This is a genomic window from Bradyrhizobium barranii subsp. barranii (assembly GCF_017565645.3).
GTDB classification, from domain to species: Bacteria; Pseudomonadota; Alphaproteobacteria; order Rhizobiales; family Xanthobacteraceae; genus Bradyrhizobium; species Bradyrhizobium barranii.
In genome coordinates this window covers 92,254-111,187 of the sequence record NZ_CP086136.1, presented here as the reverse complement: position 1 = coordinate 111,187, position 18,934 = coordinate 92,254, and the positions used below count along the sequence as shown (strand labels likewise).

At 66.7% G+C, this 18,934-nt stretch carries 12 protein-coding genes; 1 reads left to right on the top strand and 11 read right to left on the bottom strand.

Annotation, left to right across the window (positions count from 1 at the left end; translation table 11 throughout):
* Positions 1-39: 39 nt before the first annotated feature.
* From addA to ubiE, 10 genes are all read right to left on the bottom strand, one after another.
* Positions 40-3,549 (bottom strand): double-strand break repair helicase AddA, encoded by a 3,510-nt coding sequence (gene addA, locus J4G43_RS00450; protein WP_208083742.1) that lies wholly within the window; start codon positions 3,547-3,549, stop codon positions 40-42.
* On the bottom strand, positions 3,543-6,689 hold the full coding sequence (gene addB / locus J4G43_RS00445) for a double-strand break repair protein AddB (RefSeq protein WP_208083741.1): 3,147 nt from the start codon (positions 6,687-6,689) through the stop codon (positions 3,543-3,545). Before addB ends, addA begins: the two co-directional genes overlap by 7 nt.
* Positions 6,690-6,932: 243 nt before the next feature.
* The gene (locus tag J4G43_RS00440; protein WP_071908906.1) at positions 6,933-7,655 is read right to left on the bottom strand and encodes a nucleotidyltransferase family protein; all 723 of its coding nucleotides are present in this window, start codon (positions 7,653-7,655) and stop codon (positions 6,933-6,935) included.
* 155 nt (positions 7,656-7,810) lie between these two features.
* Positions 7,811-8,125, bottom strand: a complete 315-nt coding sequence (locus tag J4G43_RS00435) for a PilZ domain-containing protein (protein ID WP_038975611.1) — start codon at positions 8,123-8,125, stop codon at positions 7,811-7,813.
* Positions 8,126-8,214: 89 nt separating this feature from the next.
* On the bottom strand, positions 8,215-9,783 hold the full coding sequence (gene tsaE / locus J4G43_RS00430) for a tRNA (adenosine(37)-N6)-threonylcarbamoyltransferase complex ATPase subunit type 1 TsaE (protein WP_208083740.1): 1,569 nt from the start codon (positions 9,781-9,783) through the stop codon (positions 8,215-8,217).
* Positions 9,780-12,284 (bottom strand): sensor histidine kinase, encoded by a 2,505-nt coding sequence (locus J4G43_RS00425; RefSeq protein WP_063980160.1) that lies wholly within the window; start codon positions 12,282-12,284, stop codon positions 9,780-9,782. The genes tsaE and J4G43_RS00425 overlap by 4 nt, the downstream gene beginning before the upstream one ends.
* 190 nt (positions 12,285-12,474) lie before the next feature.
* The gene (gene dut, locus J4G43_RS00420) at positions 12,475-12,933 is read right to left on the bottom strand and encodes a dUTP diphosphatase (protein ID WP_208083739.1); all 459 of its coding nucleotides are present in this window, start codon (positions 12,931-12,933) and stop codon (positions 12,475-12,477) included.
* On the bottom strand, positions 12,930-14,381 hold the full coding sequence (coaBC, locus tag J4G43_RS00415; protein WP_208083738.1) for a bifunctional phosphopantothenoylcysteine decarboxylase/phosphopantothenate--cysteine ligase CoaBC: 1,452 nt from the start codon (positions 14,379-14,381) through the stop codon (positions 12,930-12,932). Before coaBC ends, dut begins: the two co-directional genes overlap by 4 nt.
* 57 nt (positions 14,382-14,438) lie before the next feature.
* Positions 14,439-16,013, bottom strand: coding sequence for a 2-polyprenylphenol 6-hydroxylase (gene ubiB / locus J4G43_RS00410; protein WP_135214053.1), 1,575 nt, complete (start codon positions 16,011-16,013; stop codon positions 14,439-14,441).
* A complete protein-coding gene (gene ubiE, locus J4G43_RS00405) occupies positions 16,010-16,771 on the bottom strand; it encodes a bifunctional demethylmenaquinone methyltransferase/2-methoxy-6-polyprenyl-1,4-benzoquinol methylase UbiE (protein ID WP_208083737.1) in 762 nt (253 codons plus the stop codon). The genes ubiB and ubiE overlap by 4 nt, the downstream gene beginning before the upstream one ends.
* An 81-nt stretch (positions 16,772-16,852) precedes the next feature.
* On the opposite strand from ubiE, the gene mutM reads away from it, so the two are divergent.
* Positions 16,853-17,752, top strand: coding sequence for a bifunctional DNA-formamidopyrimidine glycosylase/DNA-(apurinic or apyrimidinic site) lyase (gene mutM, locus J4G43_RS00400; protein ID WP_208083736.1), 900 nt, complete (start codon positions 16,853-16,855; stop codon positions 17,750-17,752).
* A gap of 287 nt (positions 17,753-18,039) precedes the next feature.
* Here mutM and J4G43_RS00395 read toward each other — a convergent pair whose 3' ends face one another.
* Positions 18,040-18,783 (bottom strand): ParA family protein, encoded by a 744-nt coding sequence (locus tag J4G43_RS00395; protein ID WP_208083735.1) that lies wholly within the window; start codon positions 18,781-18,783, stop codon positions 18,040-18,042.
* Positions 18,784-18,934 lie beyond the last annotated feature (151 nt).

The window sequence follows — 18,934 nt, the reverse complement described above, 5'->3', positions numbered from 1 at the left end:
GGCGCGACGTGGAATCGCGCCCGGGATCATGGCGTCAACCTATGAACGGCTCCTTGCCGGGTCAAGGACGCTCACGCCGACATGAAGGGATGCCAGCGCCGCGTCCAGCGCGGGGGCTGAAATCTCCATATATTCAAGGGCCTCGGTCCAGAGCAGGACGGCCCTGATCGGCTTTTGGGGATAAAGCTGCGCCAGCACCGCCCGGTACAGCGCAAGCTGCCGGACATAGGCGGCGGGCGCCTCCGCGGCGCTTTTGGGGGCCGCCTGGTTGGTCTTGAAATCGACGATCAGAACCTCGGCCGGACGAACGACCAGCCGGTCAATCTGCCCCGACACCAGCGCTGGCGGCCGCCCCGGCCGGTCCAATCGGCCGATGATCGAGACCTCGGCACGGCTGCCGGCGGTAAACACCGGGGCAAACCGCGGTTCGGCGATCAAGGCGAGAACCTTGTCGGCCAGCGCGGTCCGGTCGGCCTCCGTCCAGTCGGGCGCGTTGCGCGCCATGAAGCCGAGCGCGGCCTCGCGCCGGCGCTCGGGGGCGATGTCGGGGAGGGATTGCAGCAGCCGGTGCACCAGCGTGCCGCGCTGCAGCGCCACCGCGCGCGACTGCACCGATTCGCCTGACCGCACGCTTCGGCCGTCCTCGGCCGACTGGCCGGAGGGGCGCACTGGATCGTCATCGACGCTCTCGTGCGGTAACGGCGTCCGCAGCCAGTCTGGCAATGCGATCGATTGGTCCACCGACATCGCAGGCGTGCCGAGCGCCCCGACATCCTCCGGCCGGGCGAATCGGGTCACCTTGCCGAGCGGCGTCTCGATCGTCTGCTTGTCCAGGCCCGAGCCGGTGAGCCCGGTGTTGATCAAATCGTACCAGCTCAGCTTGCGGACCGTCTTCATGTTGCCGGGCATGCAGCCGCCGACGATCAGCCGATCGGCCGCGCGCGTCATCGCGACATAGAGCAGGCGGCGATACTCGTCCTCGGTCTCCTCGATCATGGCCTTGCGTGCGTCGGCGACGGGCTTGGGATCATCGGCCTTGCGCCCGGCCCAGACCACGACCTCGCCGCCATTGCCGTGCGGCACGTGGATCAGCCGGACCCGCTGCGAATCCGCGGGCGATGATGTCGTGTCGACCATGAACACGACGGAGGCTTCCAGGCCCTTGGCGCCGTGCACGGTCATCACCCGCACCTCGTCGCGCGAGATCTCCATGTCGCGCTTCACCTCGGTGTCGGCCGAGCGCAGCCACGCCATGAAACCCTGCAGCGAGGCCGGTGCCTTGCGCTCGTAGTTCAGTGCCAGCTCCAGGAACTCGTCGAGCGCGTCGTTGGCCTCATGGCCGAGCCGGCGCAGGATGCGCGCGCGTCCGCCGTCGCCGCCGAGCAGCCAGGCGTAGAAGGCGAACGGAGTCTCGTCGCGCGACCGCGCCTCGCAGGCTTCAAGCCGCCGCAGCGCTGCCGCGAACTTCTCGTTTGAGCCCGCATGCCCGCCAAGCGCGCGGCGCAGCGAGCCCTTGCGGCCCCAGGCGAGCTGAAACAGGTCATCGTCATCGAGCCCGAACAGAGGGCTCTTCAGCGCAACCGCGAGCGCGAGATCGTCCTGCGGCAGCAGCAGCGCGTCCGCAAGATTCATCAGGTCGATGATCGCAATATGCTCGGTCAGCTTCAGCCGGTCGGCGCCGGCGACCGGAACATTGGCGTGCTTCAATGCCTGGATCACGGCGTCGAACGCATTGCCGCGCCGGCGCACCAGGATCAGCATGTCGCCGTAACGTAAGGGGCGGCGCTCGCCTTCGTGTCCCGTCAGCGTGCCGCTCTCGACCAGTTGCTTGATCTCGGTCTGGATGCGGCGGGCGAGCTTCACCTCGGGGCTGGTGGCGGCGACGCCATCGAACGGTGCGCGCCAGCCCTCGATCTCCTGCCTGTCATCGGGCTCGGCGAGATCCCACAGCTCGATCACGCTCGGGCCCGCATCGGCGAGCGCATTGTGCAGGGGATGGCCGATGTCGACCGAATGGATGCTCTTGTAGATCTGGGGCTCGCGGAAGACGTGGTCGACCGAGTCCAGGATCGCCGCGCCCGAACGGAACGAATAGGTGAAGGCGACCGGATCGAATTTCAGCCCGGCGGCAGTGAACTTGCTGCGCAACTCGCGCCGGCGCGCATCGAATTCTCGGGGCTGCGCGCCCTGAAACGAGAAGATCGACTGCTTTTCGTCGCCGACGGCAAAGACGGTACGGTTCAACCCTTCACGCGCGCCTTCGCCCGCGGTGAACTCCGAAATGATATGCGCGACGATGTCCCACTGCCGCGGGCTCGTATCCTGGGCCTCGTCGATCAGCACATGATCGACGCCGCGGTCGAGCTTGTAGTGCACCCAGCCTGAAGAGACGCGGTTCAGCATCGCCAGCGTCTTGTCGATGAGGTCGTCGTAGTCGAGCAGCCCGCGCTCCTGCTTCTCACGGCGGTAGTTTGCGGCGGCCGCGGTCGCGATGTGCAGCAGGGCCGCGGTGCGGTCGCGCATGGTCACCGCGCGGCGCTTCTCGATCAATCCGCCGAGGCGCTGCCCCTCGTTCTCGAACAGCCGTGCGACAGATGGGTTGTGATCGCCAAACTTCTTGGTCAGCACCGCCTTGCGCGGCAGCTTTTCGTCGGTGAGGAAGACGCCGAGATAGGCATCGACCTGTGCAGCGCCGGAAAACACCTTGGCCTCGCGGAAACGAGCGGCCTGGCTCTTGTCGGAAGAGGTGCCGTCTTCCAGCGCGAAGGCGATGTCGTCCCAGCGCGATCGCGGCAGGAATGGGCCGTCGAGAATTTCCGTCTCGATGTCCTCGATCCGATCGCTCGCATCAACGCCCAGGACCGACGCCATTTGAGCGGCGGCAGCCTCTGCGTTGCCGGCCTCGTCGGTCCAGGCCATGAAATGGTCGCGGCTGAGACAGGCCTCGCGCACGACTTCCTTGAAGGTGACGTCGGCCGCACTCGCCATCGCGGTGAGCAGCGCGCGGCCGGTGACGGTCTCCGGATCGCGTGCGGCCTCCAGCAGCACCTTCAGATTGGCGCGCTCCATCATGTCGGTCTGGTCGCGCTCGTCGATCACGGCGAAGCGCGCGGGAACATTGGCCTCGAACGGAAACTGCTGAAGCAGGCGGGTGCACAGCGCGTGGATGGTCTGCACCTTCAGCCCGCCCGGCGTCTCCAGCGCGCAGGCAAACAGCTTTCGTGCTTCGCGGCGTAGTTTTCGATCGGGATGTGGGATGCCAACCGCCTTAATCGCCGCGTCGAGCGCGTTGTCGTCCAGCGTGACCCAATGGCCAAGCGTCGTGAACACGCGCTCGGCCATGTTGGCGGCGGCGGCCTTGGTGAAGGTGATGCAGAGGATCTTTTCCGGCGGCACGCCCGACAGCAGCAGGCGGATCACGCGCTGCACCAGCACATGGGTCTTGCCCGAGCCGGCATTGGCCGACACGAAGGCCGACGCAGTCGGATCGGACGCGCGCGCCTGCCGCGCACGCACCTCGTCGGGAATGGGACGCGGCAGCTTCACCATTCCTCGATCCCCAAACCGCCGGCCGCGGACCATTCCTTGATGCGGGCGAGGTCGTCATAGGTGCCGTAGCGGTTGGTCCACATCGGCAGGTTCAGCGAGGTGTACGCCTGGTTCTCGTCCTCGAAGGCACGGATCAGCGCCTCCAGCTTGGCCCGTGCTTCGGCGGCGGCCGTATCCGGCGGCTGCGGTTCGTCGCCTTGCCTATACTTGAGCTCGAGGATGCGCTCCTCGCCGGGTGGATTGTTGCCGCTCAGGCGCACATAGACGAGCTGGCTGACGGACGAACCCGCGTCGATGTCAGGGAACCCGCCCTCGCGCAGGATTGCCGCTTCGAGAGTGAGCTGCGGCGACAGGCCCATGCGGACCTGCTTGCCCGTCGGCGGCTGCCCGGTCTTGTAGTCGAGGATGGCATAGCTGCCGCCCTGGCGCCGCTCGATGCGGTCGGCGCGGGCGGAGAGCTGGAAGCTGCGCTCGTGGTCGAGCTGGATCGAGATCTCGCCACGCGTTTCTGCCGTGATGACCTCGATCACGTCGCGACGCGCCGTCTCCCATTCGCCAAACCAGCGCGCGATGCGCTGGAAACGCGGCCACCACAGCGCGCGCGCTTCGGGGCGCTCCATCAGCGGCGCAAAATACTTTTCGCCGATCGCGCGCAGCACGCGCGCGGGATCGGGGGGCAGATGTGCAGCGTAGGTTTCCGTGAACTCGCCGAGCGCATCATGGATTGCCGAGCCGCGGTCGGCGGCCGACAGCGGCATGTCGACGGGGTCGAGCGCATCGAGCCGCAAAATGTGCTTTGCGTAGATCGTGTAGGGATCACGCAGCCAGTCCTCGATCGCGGTGACCGACATCTTCAGCGGCCGCGTCGCGCGCGGCGGCCGCGGTTCGGGCTGCTTGACCGGCTTGACCTCGGCGGGCTGATCGAGCGCGCTCGCGAACTGCACGTATTTCTCGCCGGCGCGAATGGCCGTCTTCCAGAGCTCGTCGCCCGCGACCGCCTCTAACCGGTGCAGGAAGCGCGAGGCGACCGCCGGGGCGCCGCCGGCCTTCGCGGAATGGGTCAGGATCACCTCGTCGCCGCCGAGCAGTTGCGCGAAGTCGTGTGCGGAGAGGCCGATGCGGCGTTCCGGCAGATCGAGGCCAAGCTCGTGCCGCATCGGACGGCTGAGCCAGGGATCGATGCGCGGCGCCGGCGGCCAGACGCCTTCGATCAGGCCGCCGATGATGATCCGGTCGGCCTGCATCAGGCGCGATTCCAGCGGGCCGTAGATCTGTAGCCGCGCGCCGGGTTTGTCCCGCCGCCGCACGGCCCGGTCGCTGAACGCGGTCTGGAAGACGTCGGCGTAGTCAGGCAGCGTCACCATCAATCCGCTGGTGGTGCCGCCGCGCAGGAGGTCGTCGAAGGCGGCCGCGAGCGCCAGGCCCTCGCGCTCCTCGAAAGCGAGCGGGATGCCCTGCTCGTCGCGCGACAGCTCGATCATGATCTCGCGGTGCCGGTGCGCGAGCTCGGCGAAGTCGTACGGTTTCGATGGCGCGAGACTCTCGATCGGCGCCAACGCTTGTCGCAGGGCATCGATCAGCGCCTGGATGCGATCGAGGTCCTCCGCCTTCAGACGCGCGCGCGGCTCCGCGTGGTGGAGCGCAGAGACCTCCTTGCGCCACAGCTTTGCCAGCTCCTCGCGGAAACGATTGAATTCGCGCAGCAGGCCCGCGGTGCCCGCAGGCGGCCGCGTGCCGCGCAAGACTGCAAGCTCGAGGCCCTCGATTGCCGCCTTCCACGCGCCAGGCACCCGGCCAAGCCGGCACAGCGGATGTTTCAGCATCGCCAGCAGCGTCGGCGGCTCCAATCCCTTGGTCGCCGCTTCCGATGCCAGACGCGCAAAAACGCCGGCGGACGTTTCCATCAGCACGTCGCCGCCGGAATCGTCGAAGGCGAGATCCCATCGCGTGAGCGCGGCCATCACCCGCCGCGCCAGCGCGCGGTCTGGCGTCACCAGTGCCGCCGATTTGTCGAGATGCCGCGCCTCGCGCATCGCAATGGCGATCGCGAGCGCTTCCATTTCGGGATTGGGGGCTTCGACGACCGCAAGGTTTGTCATGCCGCCCGCGATCTTCGCGGCGACGTCAGGCTGCTTCAGCCGGTCGTGCCAGACTTCCGTCTTCGCCGACGGACGCATCGATTCCGATGCGAGCAGATCGCGCCCGCCTTCCGCCGGCGGCTGGAGGATGTCGACGTCGCTGCGCTTGATGCCAAAGCGATCCAGCAGCGCGTGCATGGCATATTGCGGATGGTTCGACGCCGGATGCTCTGCGAACTTGCCGAGCGCGTCGCGTACGCCGCCGATGGTGCGCCAGGCGTCCTCGCCCAGATCGGTGTCGAGGCCCGGCAGCACCACGGCGCCATGCGGCAGCGATGCGACCGCATGCAGGAATTTTGCGGTGGCCGGCATCGAGCCGGTCGAGCCCGCCGCGATCACGGGGCCATGGGGATGCGCGGTCAACCGCCTGGCTTCCGCCGCGATCAGGAGGTCGCGCCGCGCCGCGGGCTCGATCCGGTTGATCTCGGCGAGATGGCCGGGCCACGCGATGCGCGCGATCCGCAAAAATTCGAGCGAGTGCTGCCAGTAGCGGTCGAGCATGTCGGGCACGAGGCCGTCGAGCGCGCTCCAGTCGACGCCGCGCGTCACCATGTCGTCGATCAGGCGTGCGAGGTCGCCGGCCAGCGCGAGTGTCGAGGCGGGGCCGCCGACCACCAGCGGGGACAGCACCGGGCCCTTGGCCCAGGCGGCGACGAGCTGCGCCAGCGTCAGCCGCCGTTCGAGCTCGCCAAGCCGTGGCGGAATGTCGAGCGGCGCTCCGCCGGAGAACTGCTCGCCCTCGTCGGCGAAAGCGAGCTCGTCCTCGTCGATGTCGCCGAGCGCGACGATGCGCGGCAGGACCACTGCATCTGCCTTCATCTCCTCGAGAAAGATCTCGCGCACGACGCGCATGGCGCGCCTTGTCGGCAGGTACAGCGTGGCATCCGCAAGCCGCGCCGGTTCCTTGCGCGCCTCGAATCCGTCGACCAGCCGGCCGTCGAGCAGGCTCGAGACGACCGTGCGCAGGAACGGAACTGAGATGGGAACGCTGAAAACGCGCATGGGCTGCCTGATTCGGGAATCAGGCGCCAATATAGGGAGGCGGATTCAAATGGATATGGGTGGAGGGGAGATAGTCCCCGCTGTTCGCTTTACACCGCTCTCGTGCCCCGGACGCAACGCGGCATGAAATGACGCGTTGCTGAGCCGGGGCCTATGCTGCTTGGTCGAATTTGTGAGCTTGCCGGGTCCCGGCTCTGCGGAGCGGCACTTCGCGCCGCACCGCGTCCGGGACACGAGAGCGGCTTACGCCACGCTCTCCAGAAACGCCTCTTCCGCCGCATGCACGGCATCGGGCGTGCCGACATGCATCCAGACGCCGTCGAGGCGGAGGCCGAACAGCCGCTCCTGTTCGTTGGCGCGGTCGAACATCTTGGTCAGCGAGAACTCGCCCTGCGGTGCGTTGGCGAAGATCGAGGGCGACAGGATCGCCGCGCCGGCATAGACGAACGGAACGACCTCTTTTTCCTTGCGCTTGCGCAGGGCGCCGTCGGGCAGCATGCCGTAATCGCCGCGGCCGCTATAGCCGATGCTGGTCGCGGTCGGCGCCATCAAGAGCAGGATGTCCATGCGCTCAGGGTCGAAGTTTTCCGCAAGCCGCGCCAGGTTCGAGCGCACGCCGTCGATCCACAGCGTGTCGGAATTGACATGGAAGAACGGCGCGTCGCCGAGCAGCGGCAGCGCCTTGACCACGCCACCGCCGGTGCCGAGCACCTGGTCGCGCTCGTCCGAGATGGTCACGCGCGGATGCTGGCGGGATGCGGTGTGGTTGATGATCTGGTCCGGCAGATAGTGCACATTGACGATCGCCTCGGTCACGCCGGCGTCGCCGAGCTTGTCGAGCACATGGTCCAGCAGCGGCTGGCCGGCCACCGGCACGAGCGGCTTCGGCATCTTCTCCGTCAACGGACGCATGCGCAGCCCGAACCCCGCGGCGAGCACCATGGCTTTGGTCGGCTTGACGGACATCGTTCGCTTTCTCAGACTCGTCTTTCCCGAAATCCTGGACTTGAGAACTTTTGAAGTTCGCGTACGCAGCAATCCTAACACGGACCGCAATTGGCCGCACCGCGTCTTAACCGCCTTAACCACCTGCCGTGACGGTTGTACGACGGGTGTGGCCGTCACGCCCCAACGGATGTGGAACGCGCCTTCTTCTTGTCGCCGAGCTTGAGAAAGTTGACGCCGATCTGGTCGCCATTGACCCAAGCCAGCTCACAGCGCCGGTACGCAAGTCCGGTGGACGAAAGCAGGAGAAAAAATTCCTTCAGATGCAGGCCCTCGACCGAGCCGTCGATGGTCAGCTTGGCACCGCTCTCGGAGACGTCCTCCATGGTGCACTCGCGCCGCCAGGTGCCGTCGATCCCCATCATCTGGGCCGGTATCCCGCGCTCGAAAACAACCCGGCTGTTGCCACGATGGTCCGTCTTGACCGCCATCTGCCCTTGCTCCAGCCCCGTCCTTGTCCGGCTGCCTGCGGGCGATGATACCGATGCGATGGCTAACAGGCGGTAAATCGGGCCGCGAATCAGGCTTGAGGCTGCTCTTCAGGCTGCTCTTCGGACGGCTCTTGGGACGCCCCCCGGGGCGGCGGGACGTTGGCGAGATACCAGTCGCGCAGGCGAGCCAGCGCGGGATGTGCCAGCGAGCGCTGGAGGTAGGTCCAGATCCGCGGCTGGTGGCGAAGATAATGCGGCTTACCGTCGCGGCGGTTGAGACGGGCGAAGGTGCCGAGCAGGCGCGTGTTCCGCTGCGCCGACATGATGGCGTAGAGCTCGGCGAAGCCGGCCGGATCGAAGCTCGCATCGGCCGTGCGCCGCGCCTTGATGTAGCGCGACAGCAGTGTCAGCTCGAGGGTCTCAGGGACGTCGATACGCGCGTCCTGCAGCAGCGACACTACGTCATAGGAATGCGGCCCGAGTACGGTGTCTTGGAAGTCGATCACGCCGACGCGCGCCATGCCAGTACGATCGGCGAGCCAGATCAGATTGGGCGAGTGGTAGTCGCGGATGATCCAGGTTTTTGGCGCGGCCAGCGGCTTCTTCAGCAGCTCGCGCCACATCGCGAAGAATTCCGCGCGCTTCTCGTCGCTCAGTGGCGCGTTGCGATCGGGCAGATACCATTCCGGCATCAACCCGATCTCGATCAGCAGCGCCTCGGTGTCGAAGGCAGGAATGGTGTAGGTCTGATCCGCCAGCCGCAGCGTCTCCGGCAATGTCTTGCTGTGCAGCACGGCCAGCACGTCGGTCGCAGCTTCGTAACGTTCGGCGATCGGGCGCGGCGGATCGCCTTCGATCACGCCGTCGCTGCCGAAATCCTCGGAGATCAGGAAGCCGTGGTCGAGATCGTAATGGTGGATCGCGGGCGCTGAGACTCCCGCCACGCGCAGGCCTTCGTCGACGGCAACGAACGGCTTGATGTTCTCGGCAAGATGCACCGCCGCGCTGTAGGATTTTCCGTTGTACATCGCAGCGCCGTCGGGCCGCTGCGGAAAGTTCATGAGGATGACGATCTCGTCGTTACGCTGCAGCCGCGCATAGGAGCGGGTCGAGGCATCGCCGGCCATGTGCTTGCGCTTTGCATCCATGTAGCCGGATGCCTCGAGGAATTCCCGCAGCGCCTTCAGCCGCGCGACTTGCGCGGCGCTCTTGCCGTATCCGGTGATGTCGGCGGCGCGCGCATTCGAGCCCAGCGCCGGCCGGTGCGTCAGCGCGATGTCGATGCGGTCTTGCGGCATCGCCGACGGTGCGCGCTCCGGCCATTCGATCAGGACGAGCGTGGCATCGGGAAGCGGCGACAGGCCGATCTCCTCGAGCTCGCTCTCGTCCTCGACGCGGTAGAGATCGGCATGCATCACCGGAAACGGCGGCAGCTCGTAACCCTGCACCAGCGTGAAGGTTGGGCTCGGAACTTCCAGCGTCTCGTCGCCGGCGAGATAGCGGATCATGGCTCGCGCAGCCGCAGTCTTGCCGGCGCCGAGATCGCCGGTGAGGGTGATGACGTCGCCGGGGCCGACCAGCAGCGCAAGGTCGGCCATCAATTGCGCAGTGGCCGTCTCGTTGACAAGCGCGACGGAGAATGTGGTCGGTTCAGTCATTCGGCGGCGTCGCGATGCGCCGCCTGGTCGGTCGGGAAGTCGCAGATCACGACCGTGCCCCTGCCCACGATCGAATCCACCCGCACCTTGCCGCCATGCAGCTCGACGAAGGAGCGCACCAGCGACAGGCCGAGCCCGGCGCCGCGGTGACGCGACCCCTGCGAGCGGCTTTCGAACCAGTTGAACACCTTGTCCTTCATGTCGGCAGGTATTCCAGGCCCGGAATCTGTCACAGTGAAGACCACGCTGCGTTCGGTGCGGCGTGCGCTGATGCCTACGGTGGAATCCTGTGGAGAAAACCCGACGGCGTTGGCGAGGAGGTTATAGAGCACCTGCACCACGCGCTTCTCGTCGCCGACGAAGCTGCCGATATCGGGCGCGATCTCGACCTTGAGGCGGATGCGGTCGGTGGCGAGGCGGTCCTGGATACCCTCGGCGGCGAGTTCGATGGCCTTGCTGACGTCGACCGGGCCGAGTTCCAGCTTCATGGCGCCGGCATCGATCGTGGCGAGATCCAGGATGTTGTTGGTCAGCGCCAGCAGGGCGTTGGTGGATTTGGTGACGTAGTCGAGATATTCGGCCTGTTTCGGCGTCAGCGGCCCGGTCGAGGGATCGCTGAGGAAATGCGCGAAGCCGATGATGGTGGTGAGCGGCGAGCGCAGCTCGTAGGAGACGTGGTGGACGAAATCCACCTTCATCTGGTCGGCGGCCTCCAGTGCCTCGTTGCGCTCGCGCAGCGCACGCTCGACATTCTCGGTGTCGGTGATGTCCTGGAACGTCAGCATGGTCGCGCCGTCATGCAGCGGACGGATCATGCCGTCGAGCACGCTGCCGTCCTTGCGCTCCAGCTTCAGCGGCACGTCGGCGCGGCTCTCGATCGAGGTGACGGCCTCGCGGATCTGCCGCCAGACTTGCGGGTCGTCGAACAGCTGATGGCACCAGCCTTCGACCGTCTGGATGTGCGGCTCGTCGCGCATGGCGTCGCTCGACAGCTTCCACATCCGGACGAAGGCCGGGTTGAACAGCTGCGCCCTGCCGTTGCTGCCGAACACCGCGACGCCCTCGGCGAGGCTGTCCAGCGTCTCGCGCTGGACGCGGATCATGCCGTCGAAGCGGCGGGCGAGCTCGAGGCTTTCGGTGACGTCGTCGAACAGATAGGTGACGCCGCCTTCCGGATTCGGCGTGGTGACGACGGATAGCGCGCGGCCGTCGGGCAGGTACCAGGTGTCCTTGGCGGCCTCGACCGCGCGATAGGCCTCGTGCAGCTTGGCCTTCCAGGCGCGGAAGTCCGGCTGCTCCGGCAGCTTGCGCGCTGCGCGGAGTTGGTCGAGCACGCTGGAATCGTCGGGATTGGCGTCGAGGAAGATGCGGTCGAGGTCCCACAGCCGGCGGTAGGAATCGTTGTAGAAGGCGAGCCGTCGCTGGCCGTCGAACACGGCAACGCCCGAGGAGAGCTGGTCGAGCGTGCGCCGATGCGCCTCCGCCATCCGCACCAGCGCCGAGCTCAGCGCATCCGCCTCGCTGGCATCGATGGCGACGCCGACATTGCCGCTGCCCACATTGACCGCGCGGACGTCGTAGATGCGCCGCTCGCCGCCGATCACGATCGGCAGTCGCGAGGTGAAACTGGCCGCGTCCTTCAGGCCCCGCTCCATCGCGGTCCGGTCGGCACTGTCGAGCAGCTCGAGCTTGCGCTGCTGGGCGTCGGTGACGCTGCTTGCCTCGGTCGCGCGCACATAGGCCGGATTGGCGTAGCTCAGCGCGCCGTTCTCGGCCTTGGCCCAGATCGGCCAGGGTGCGGCGGCGGCAAAGCCGCGCAGCATCTCGGTCTCGTCGGCGAGGGCCTTGTAACGCAGATTGGTCTCGGCCAGATCGCGCCGGAGACCGGAGAGTTCGCGAATCCTGACAATGGCCTGGCCGCCGATGGCGCGGCCGATGGCCTCCAGCGTGTGGCCGTGCGCGGTGGTCAGCGTCAGCTGGAACCCGTCGCCGCGGTCACGCAACGCATCGACCGCGTGATCCATTTGGAGCGCGGGCTCCGGCGGCAGCCATGTTCCGAACGCGAGGACGCGCTGGGGGGAGGAATCGCGCGGTAGCACCATGGAGATGTCGCCGGAAATCTGCGCGCGATTGTCGCCGGCCGGCCACGAGATCAGGATCTGCGGCTCGGCGAACAGCAGCGCGCCGAAGCGATCGGACTGGAGTTGCAGTTCCCCGATCCGCGCGCGCAGCCGCGCCTCGTTGTTCGCCGTGCGCACGCGCGTGCGCATCAACAGGATCGCGGCCACGACCGAGAAGCCGAGCAGCGCGAGCGCGGTGGCCAGCACCGCGAGTTCCTGCCGGTTGAAGTCCAGCATTATGGAAAGTGTGTCGACGAGGTCGGCAGCCTCAGCCGGCGCAGCCGGCAGCAGCGCCGCGAGAGCGCCTCCCAACAAGCCGTTGCGCGCCAACGATGTGCACGACAGCAGCGTCCGACGCATCGACACGATCACGCCTGACATAGTTGCCCCAGATCGCACGAATTTGCGCGCGGCGACCCCCGTCGCGCGCGAATCAAACGACAATACCCCCACCGTGACTCCAGCGGTAAGAGTCCAGATCGTGAACGCAAAGGCGGTCCCACAAAAATGCCGGGCGCGCTGTTCCAATCCACCTAGTTCTTCGGGATGATTCGGCTGGAGTTGCCGTGTGTTAGCGGCCGGTCGAGCCAAAGCCGCCGGCGCCGCGATCGGTCGCGGACAATGTCGCCACGGGAACCAGCGCGGCCTGCACCACCGGCGCGATCACCATCTGCGCGATGCGCTCGCCGCGCTTGACCACGAAGGGCGCCGCGCCGTGGTTGATCAGGATCACCTTGATCTCGCCGCGATAGTCCGCATCGATCGTGCCGGGCGAGTTCAGCACGGTGACGCCGTGCTTGGCGGCGAGGCCCGAGCGCGGCCGCACCTGCGCCTCGTGGCCGGGCGGCAGCGCGATCGCGAGGCCCGTCGGCACCAGCGCATATTGGCCGGGGGCGAGCATCATCGGCTCGCTGTCGGGAACTGCAGCCATCAGGTCGAGGCCGGCGGCTTCGGAGGTCTGATAGGCCGGCAGCGGAAGGCCTTCGGCGTGGGCCAGTTGCTGCAGTTCGACCGTGACTTTCGTGCTCAAGATGCCGGCTCCCGGGATTTGTCGGTCACGCTCTTTGCGACATGCGCGACCAGCTCGATGGCGACCTGTTCCTTGGTCATCACCGGCCAGGAATCAACTGCGATCTCGCCGTCCTCCTCACCATTCTTGCGACTGATCAGATGCACGGTGTTGCGGTCGCCGCCCATCACGCCGGTCGCCGGCGAGACGTCGTTGGCGACGATCCAGTCGCAGCCCTTGCGGGCCAGCTTGGACTTGGCGTTGTCGATGAGGTGCTCGGTCTCGGCGGCAAAGCCGATCACCAGCGGCGGGCGCCGGTCGGTCAGCTTCGAGATCGTGGCGAGGATGTCGGGATTCTCGACCAGCTGAAGCGGCGGCATGCCGACCGAGGTCTTCTTCAGCTTCTGCTCGCCCTCACTGGCGACCCGCCAGTCGGCGACCGCGGCCGCGAAGATCGCGATGTCGGCGGGAAGCGCCGCCTGCACCTGCTCCAGCATCTGCCGGGCCGATTCCACGCGCTTCACCGTCACGCCCTGGGGGTCGCCGAGATCGACCGGGCCGCTGACCAAAATCACCTCGGCACCCGCAGCTTGCGCGGCGGCGGCGATGGCAAAGCCCTGCTTGCCGGAGGAGCGGTTGGCGATGTAGCGCACCGGGTCGATCGGCTCGTGGGTGGGACCTGCGGTGATCAGCACGCGCTTGCCGGCGAGCGGGCGCGGCACCGGCGGCCGCAGCAGGCGCTCGGCGGCGGTGGCGATCTCGATCGCCTCGGACATGCGGCCGATTCCGGCTTCGCCGGCCTCCGCCATCTCGCCGGCATTCGGGCCGATCAGCACCGCGCCGTCACGCTGAAGCTGCGTCACGTTGCGGCGGGTCGCCGCGTTGTTCCACATCAGCGGATTCATCGCCGGCGCCAGCAGGACCTTGCGGTTGGTCGCAAGCAGGATGGCGCTGGCGAGATCGTCGGCATGGCCATTGGCCATCTTCGCCAGGAGATCGGCGGTCGCGGGCGCGACGACGATCAGGTCGCAGTCGCGCGCCAGGCGGATGTGCCCGGCGTCGAACTCGCTCTGGGGGTCGAACAGGTCGGTGTAGACACGCTCATGCGACAGCGCGCTGACAGCCAGCGGCGTGACGAATTGCTGCGCCGCCTTGGTCAGGACGCAACGGACCTCGATCCGGCGTTCCTTGAGCCGGCGGATCAGGTCGAGCGACTTGTAGGCCGCGATACCGCCGCCGATGATCAGGGTGACGCTGGCCTCGGAGAGGGCGCCGGTACGTTGCGGCGTGGGGGCGGTGGATTGGGCCGGCGGCAGCGCAAACGGCGTCAGCGGCTCCTCGCGGCCCTCGATCAGCTCCCCGAGGATGACCCGGACCTCTTCCTCGACCGACCTGCGGTTCCTGGCCGAGCGCAGGCGCAAATAGGTTTTGACGCCCTCGTCGAGCTTGCGGATGGTCAGGCTTGCCATGACGCCCCTCCAGCACGGAATGATAGCGATGCTATCGTTTCCGTGATTGCAGTGCAATCACAGATTCCGGACGGCGATCAGGATTCCGATGAAGGTGGCGGCAATGATCCAGAGCGCCACGGTGCGCCAACGGTTCTTGCGGCCTTCGCTGCGGCCCATCGCGGCGATGCTCTCCGGCGACAGCCGGATGCCTTCCCGCGTCATGGTCTCGAGCTGCTCGAGCACCGCGACCGAGCGTTGCGCGATGTCGGGCAGGCGCATCAGCACGCGGGCGAGATCGCTGCCGCCGGAGAGCGCGCCCTGCACCCGGCCGAGCGGGCCCAGATTGCGCTCGATCCATTCGCGCACCACGGGGTCGGCAACCTTCCAGATGTCGAGCTTGGGATCGAAGGCGCGCGCCACGCCCTCGACCACCACCATGGTCTTCTGCAGCAGGATCAGCTCGGGCCGCGTCGTCATGTCGAACAGACCGGTGACCTCGAGCAGCAGCGTCAGCAGCCGCGCCATCGAGATCTCTTCCGCCGTGCGGTTGTGAATGGGTTCACCGATGGCGCGGATCGCTTGCGCAAAGTTCTCGACCGAGTGGTGCGCCGGCACATAGCCCGCCTCGAAATGCACCTCGGCGACGCGGCGATAATCGCGGGTGATGAAGCCGAGCAGGATCTCGGCGAGGAAGCGCCGCTCCTTCATCCCGAGCCGGCCCATGATGCCGAAATCCACCGCGACCAGACGGCCGGCGTCATCTAGGAACAGGTTGCCGGGATGCATGTCGGCGTGGAAGAAGCCGTCGCGCAGCGCGTGGCGCAGAAAACTCTGGATCACCTTGCGGCCGAGATCGGGCAGGTCGACCTGCGCCTCTGCCAGGCGCTTGTGATCGTTCAGCGCGATGCCGTCGATCCACTCCATTGTCAGCACGTTGTGCGTGGTGCGGTCCCAGTCGACGGTCGGCACGCGAAAATCAGGATCGTCGCCTGTGTTCTCCGCCATCTCCGACATTGCAGCCGCTTCCAGCCGCAGGTCCATCTCCATCGCGACCGAGCGCGACATGGTGTTGATGACTTCGATCAGGCGCAGACGCCGCGCCTCGCTCGAATAGGTCTCGGCCTTGTGCGCGACGTAGAAGAAATCGGAGAGATCGCGGCGGAATCGCGAGGCCACGTTCGGCCGCAGCACCTTCACCGCGACAGGCCTGCGGACACCGTCGCGCGACACCTCGCCGCGATGCACCTGCGCGATCGAGGCGGCGGCGACCGGCGGGCCGAGGCTCGCGAACACGTCCTTGAGCGGACGCTCCAGCGAGCTCGCGATCGCGGCTTCCGCTTCGGCTTGCGAAAACGGCGGCAAGCGATCCTGGAGGCTTTCCAGATCACGCGCCATGACGACGCCGACGACGTCGGGACGCGTGGCCAGAAACTGCCCGAGCTTGAGATAGGCTGGGCCCATCCGGGTCAGCGCGCGCGTCAGCCGTGGTCCGTGCTTTGGACCGCGCCGTTCGACGAGGCGCGCAAGCTTCAGCGCGAGTTGCCCTGGCGGCGGCACTAGGGTCGGATCGACGGAACCGAACACGCCCTCGCGCGCAAACACGAACGCGGCGCGGATCAGGCGCGAAATGTGGGTAATGGAAGAAATCACAAACGCCAGCCCGAATGCAGTGCGACGATGCCGCCGGACAATGTCTGCCAGCTGACGCGGGCGAAGCCGGCGTCGCGGATCATGTCGGCGAAGGCGTTGGGTTTCGGAAACTTGCGGATCGATTCGACGAGATACTGGTAGGACTCGGCGTCGCCCGTGACCATGCGGCCGAGCGGCGGGATCACCTTGAACGAGAACAGGTCATAGATCCGGTCGAGCCCGGGCATCTCGACGGTGGAGAATTCCAGGCACAGGAAGCGGCTGCCGGGCTTCAGCACGCGATAGGCCTCGCGCAGCGCCAGGTCGATCCGCGGCACATTGCGAATGCCGAAAGCGATCGTATATGCGTCAAAGCTGCGGTCGGCGAAGGCGAGCGCTTCGGCATTGCCCTCGACGAAATCGACCTGGGTCTCGAGATGCCGCTTCGCGGCACGCTCGCGGCCCACGGCCAGCATCTCGGCGTTGATGTCGCACACCGTGGCATGGAAGCCGGGACCTGCCGCCTTGGTAGCGCGGAACGAGATGTCGCCGGTGCCGCCGGCAACGTCGAGCAGCGCGAACGGCCGGTCACCCCGCGGCGGGTTGAGCGCAGTGATCATGATGTCCTTCCAGACCCGGTGCAGGCCACCGGACATCAGGTCGTTCATCAAGTCATAGCGCGACGCCACGCTGTGAAACACATCGTTCACCAGCGTCTGCTTGTCCCCCAGGGGAACGTCCCTGAAGCCAAAATGCGTGGTTTCGCCCGGCCGATCCATTACTCTACTCCACTGGGCGGACCATAGCGCGGCCGCCGCAATGGCGCTATCACACCGCCCTCATAAGGTGAATGCCTGACCATGCCTGAATTGCCCGAAGTCGAGACCGTCCGCCGCGGCCTTCAGCCCGTCATGGAGGGTGCGAAAATCCTCGTCGCAGAGGCCCGCAGGCCGGATCTGCGCTTTCCCTTCCAGCCCGATTTCGTGGCCCGGCTCCAGGGGCAGGTCGTCACGGGGCTTGGCCGCCGTGCAAAATATCTCATGGCCGATCTCGCCTCCGGCGACGTGCTGCTGATGCATCTGGGCATGTCGGGCTCGTTCCGCGTCATCAAGCCGGACAACGAGGCCGCGCCGGGCGAGTTTCACTACCCGCGGGCTAAGGACTCCACGCACGACCACGTGCTGTTTCGGATGTCCTCCGGCGCCGACATCGTGTTCAACGACCCGCGCCGCTTCGGTTACATGAAAGTGATCGCGCGCAACGCGCTTGAAGACGAGCCACTGCTGCGCGATCTCGGTCCCGAGCCGCTCGGCAACGAATTCGATGCTGCGATGCTGGCGCGGTCGTGCGAGGGCAAGACGACGAGCCTGAAAGCCGCGCTGCTCGACCAGCGCGTGGTCGCCGGGCTCGGCAACATCTATGTCTGCGAAGCGCTGCATCGCTCGCACCTGTCACCGCGCCGCATTGCTGCGACAATCGCGACCAAGGGTCGCAAGGGTGTTGGCGGCGGCGAGCCGACCGATCATGCGAAGCGGCTGGTGAGTGCCATTCACACCGTGCTGAACGACGCCATCAAGGCCGGCGGCTCCAGCTTGCGCGACCATCGCCAGACCTCGGGCGAGCTCGGCTATTTCCAGCATTCCTTCAAGGTCTATGACCGCGAGGGCGAGACCTGCAAGACGCCAGGGTGCGTCGGCACCGTGAAGCGATTCACCCAGAACGGGCGCTCCACCTTCTGGTGTCAGAAATGTCAGAAGTGAAGATCGGGCCTGCGGCCGATAGGCCGCGAGTCTCGGCGAAGGCGACGACCCCACCACGCCGTCATTGCGAGCGCAGCCCGTAGCCCGGATGGAGCGTAGCGCAATCCGGGTCCAGACTTTCCGCAGAGAGACTTTCCCGGATTTCGCTTCGCTCCATCCGGGCTACAAGTCATCAAAAAACGCGAAGCGAAGCAATCCGGCCGGGCTGGTGGCCGGATTGCTTCGTCGCTTGGGCTCTTCAACCGGATAAGTGAAGAGGCCGCCTGTCGTCCGAGCGATCGCCCCGCTCAGGACGCCAGTGTCGTGATCTCGTCCGCCGCGTGTTCGGCGGCGGCGTGCAGCATCCCGTCCGCGACCGAGATGACCTGGTCGATCAGGACATTGGTCGTGGCTTCGAGCTCGAGACGGGTCTCGATCCAGCGCCAGAGGCCGCGGATCTCGTCCGCCGACTTGCCGTTCGGCGCGAATTCGCTGACGGCGAGGCCGCTCGCGAGCGAGTCCTGGTGGTCGTTGCGCATCACGATCAGCGGGCGCGCGAGCACCTCGGCGAGATCGAGGGCGGCTTCCTCGGCGAGCGTGTTGGCGGCGTTGTCGATGCGCTGGCCGCGGATTGGCGCCTGGTTCAGCACGAAGCCGTAGGGCCGCTTCCAGGCGCGCGCGACGCTCAGCGTCGAGACGGTCGCCTCGATGTCGGCAACGCTCGGGCGAGCCGGAATCAGGCAGAGGTCGGAATGGCGGATCGCGGCGGTGGTCGCGGCGCTGAGGCCGGCCGCGGTGTCGACGATCGCGAGCTGCAAGCCGCTGTCAGCCAGCATCTTCAGGCGCGGCGCGATGTCGGCCGCGTGATAGATCGGCTCGACGACGAGATCGTCAGCGTGGCGGCGACGCTGCCAGTTGGACAGGGTGCCCTGCGGGTCGGTTTCGATCAGGCGGACGGTGAAGCCGGCCTGCTTGGCCGCCAGCGCGAGGCCGATGGCAAGCGTGCTCTTGCCACTGCCACCCTTTTGGGTGGCCAGTACGATCGTGTGCATGGAAAAGTTGAATCCTTTGGAATGCTTGGGTCTGTGGGGTAACGCCACGCGAACGTGCATCGCTTCTCGATGCTGAGCTCTACTCGCTCAGGACGTGCCCTGCCCGATCCAAAGGGGACCGCGGATGTCCGAATCAACGGTAACGATGATG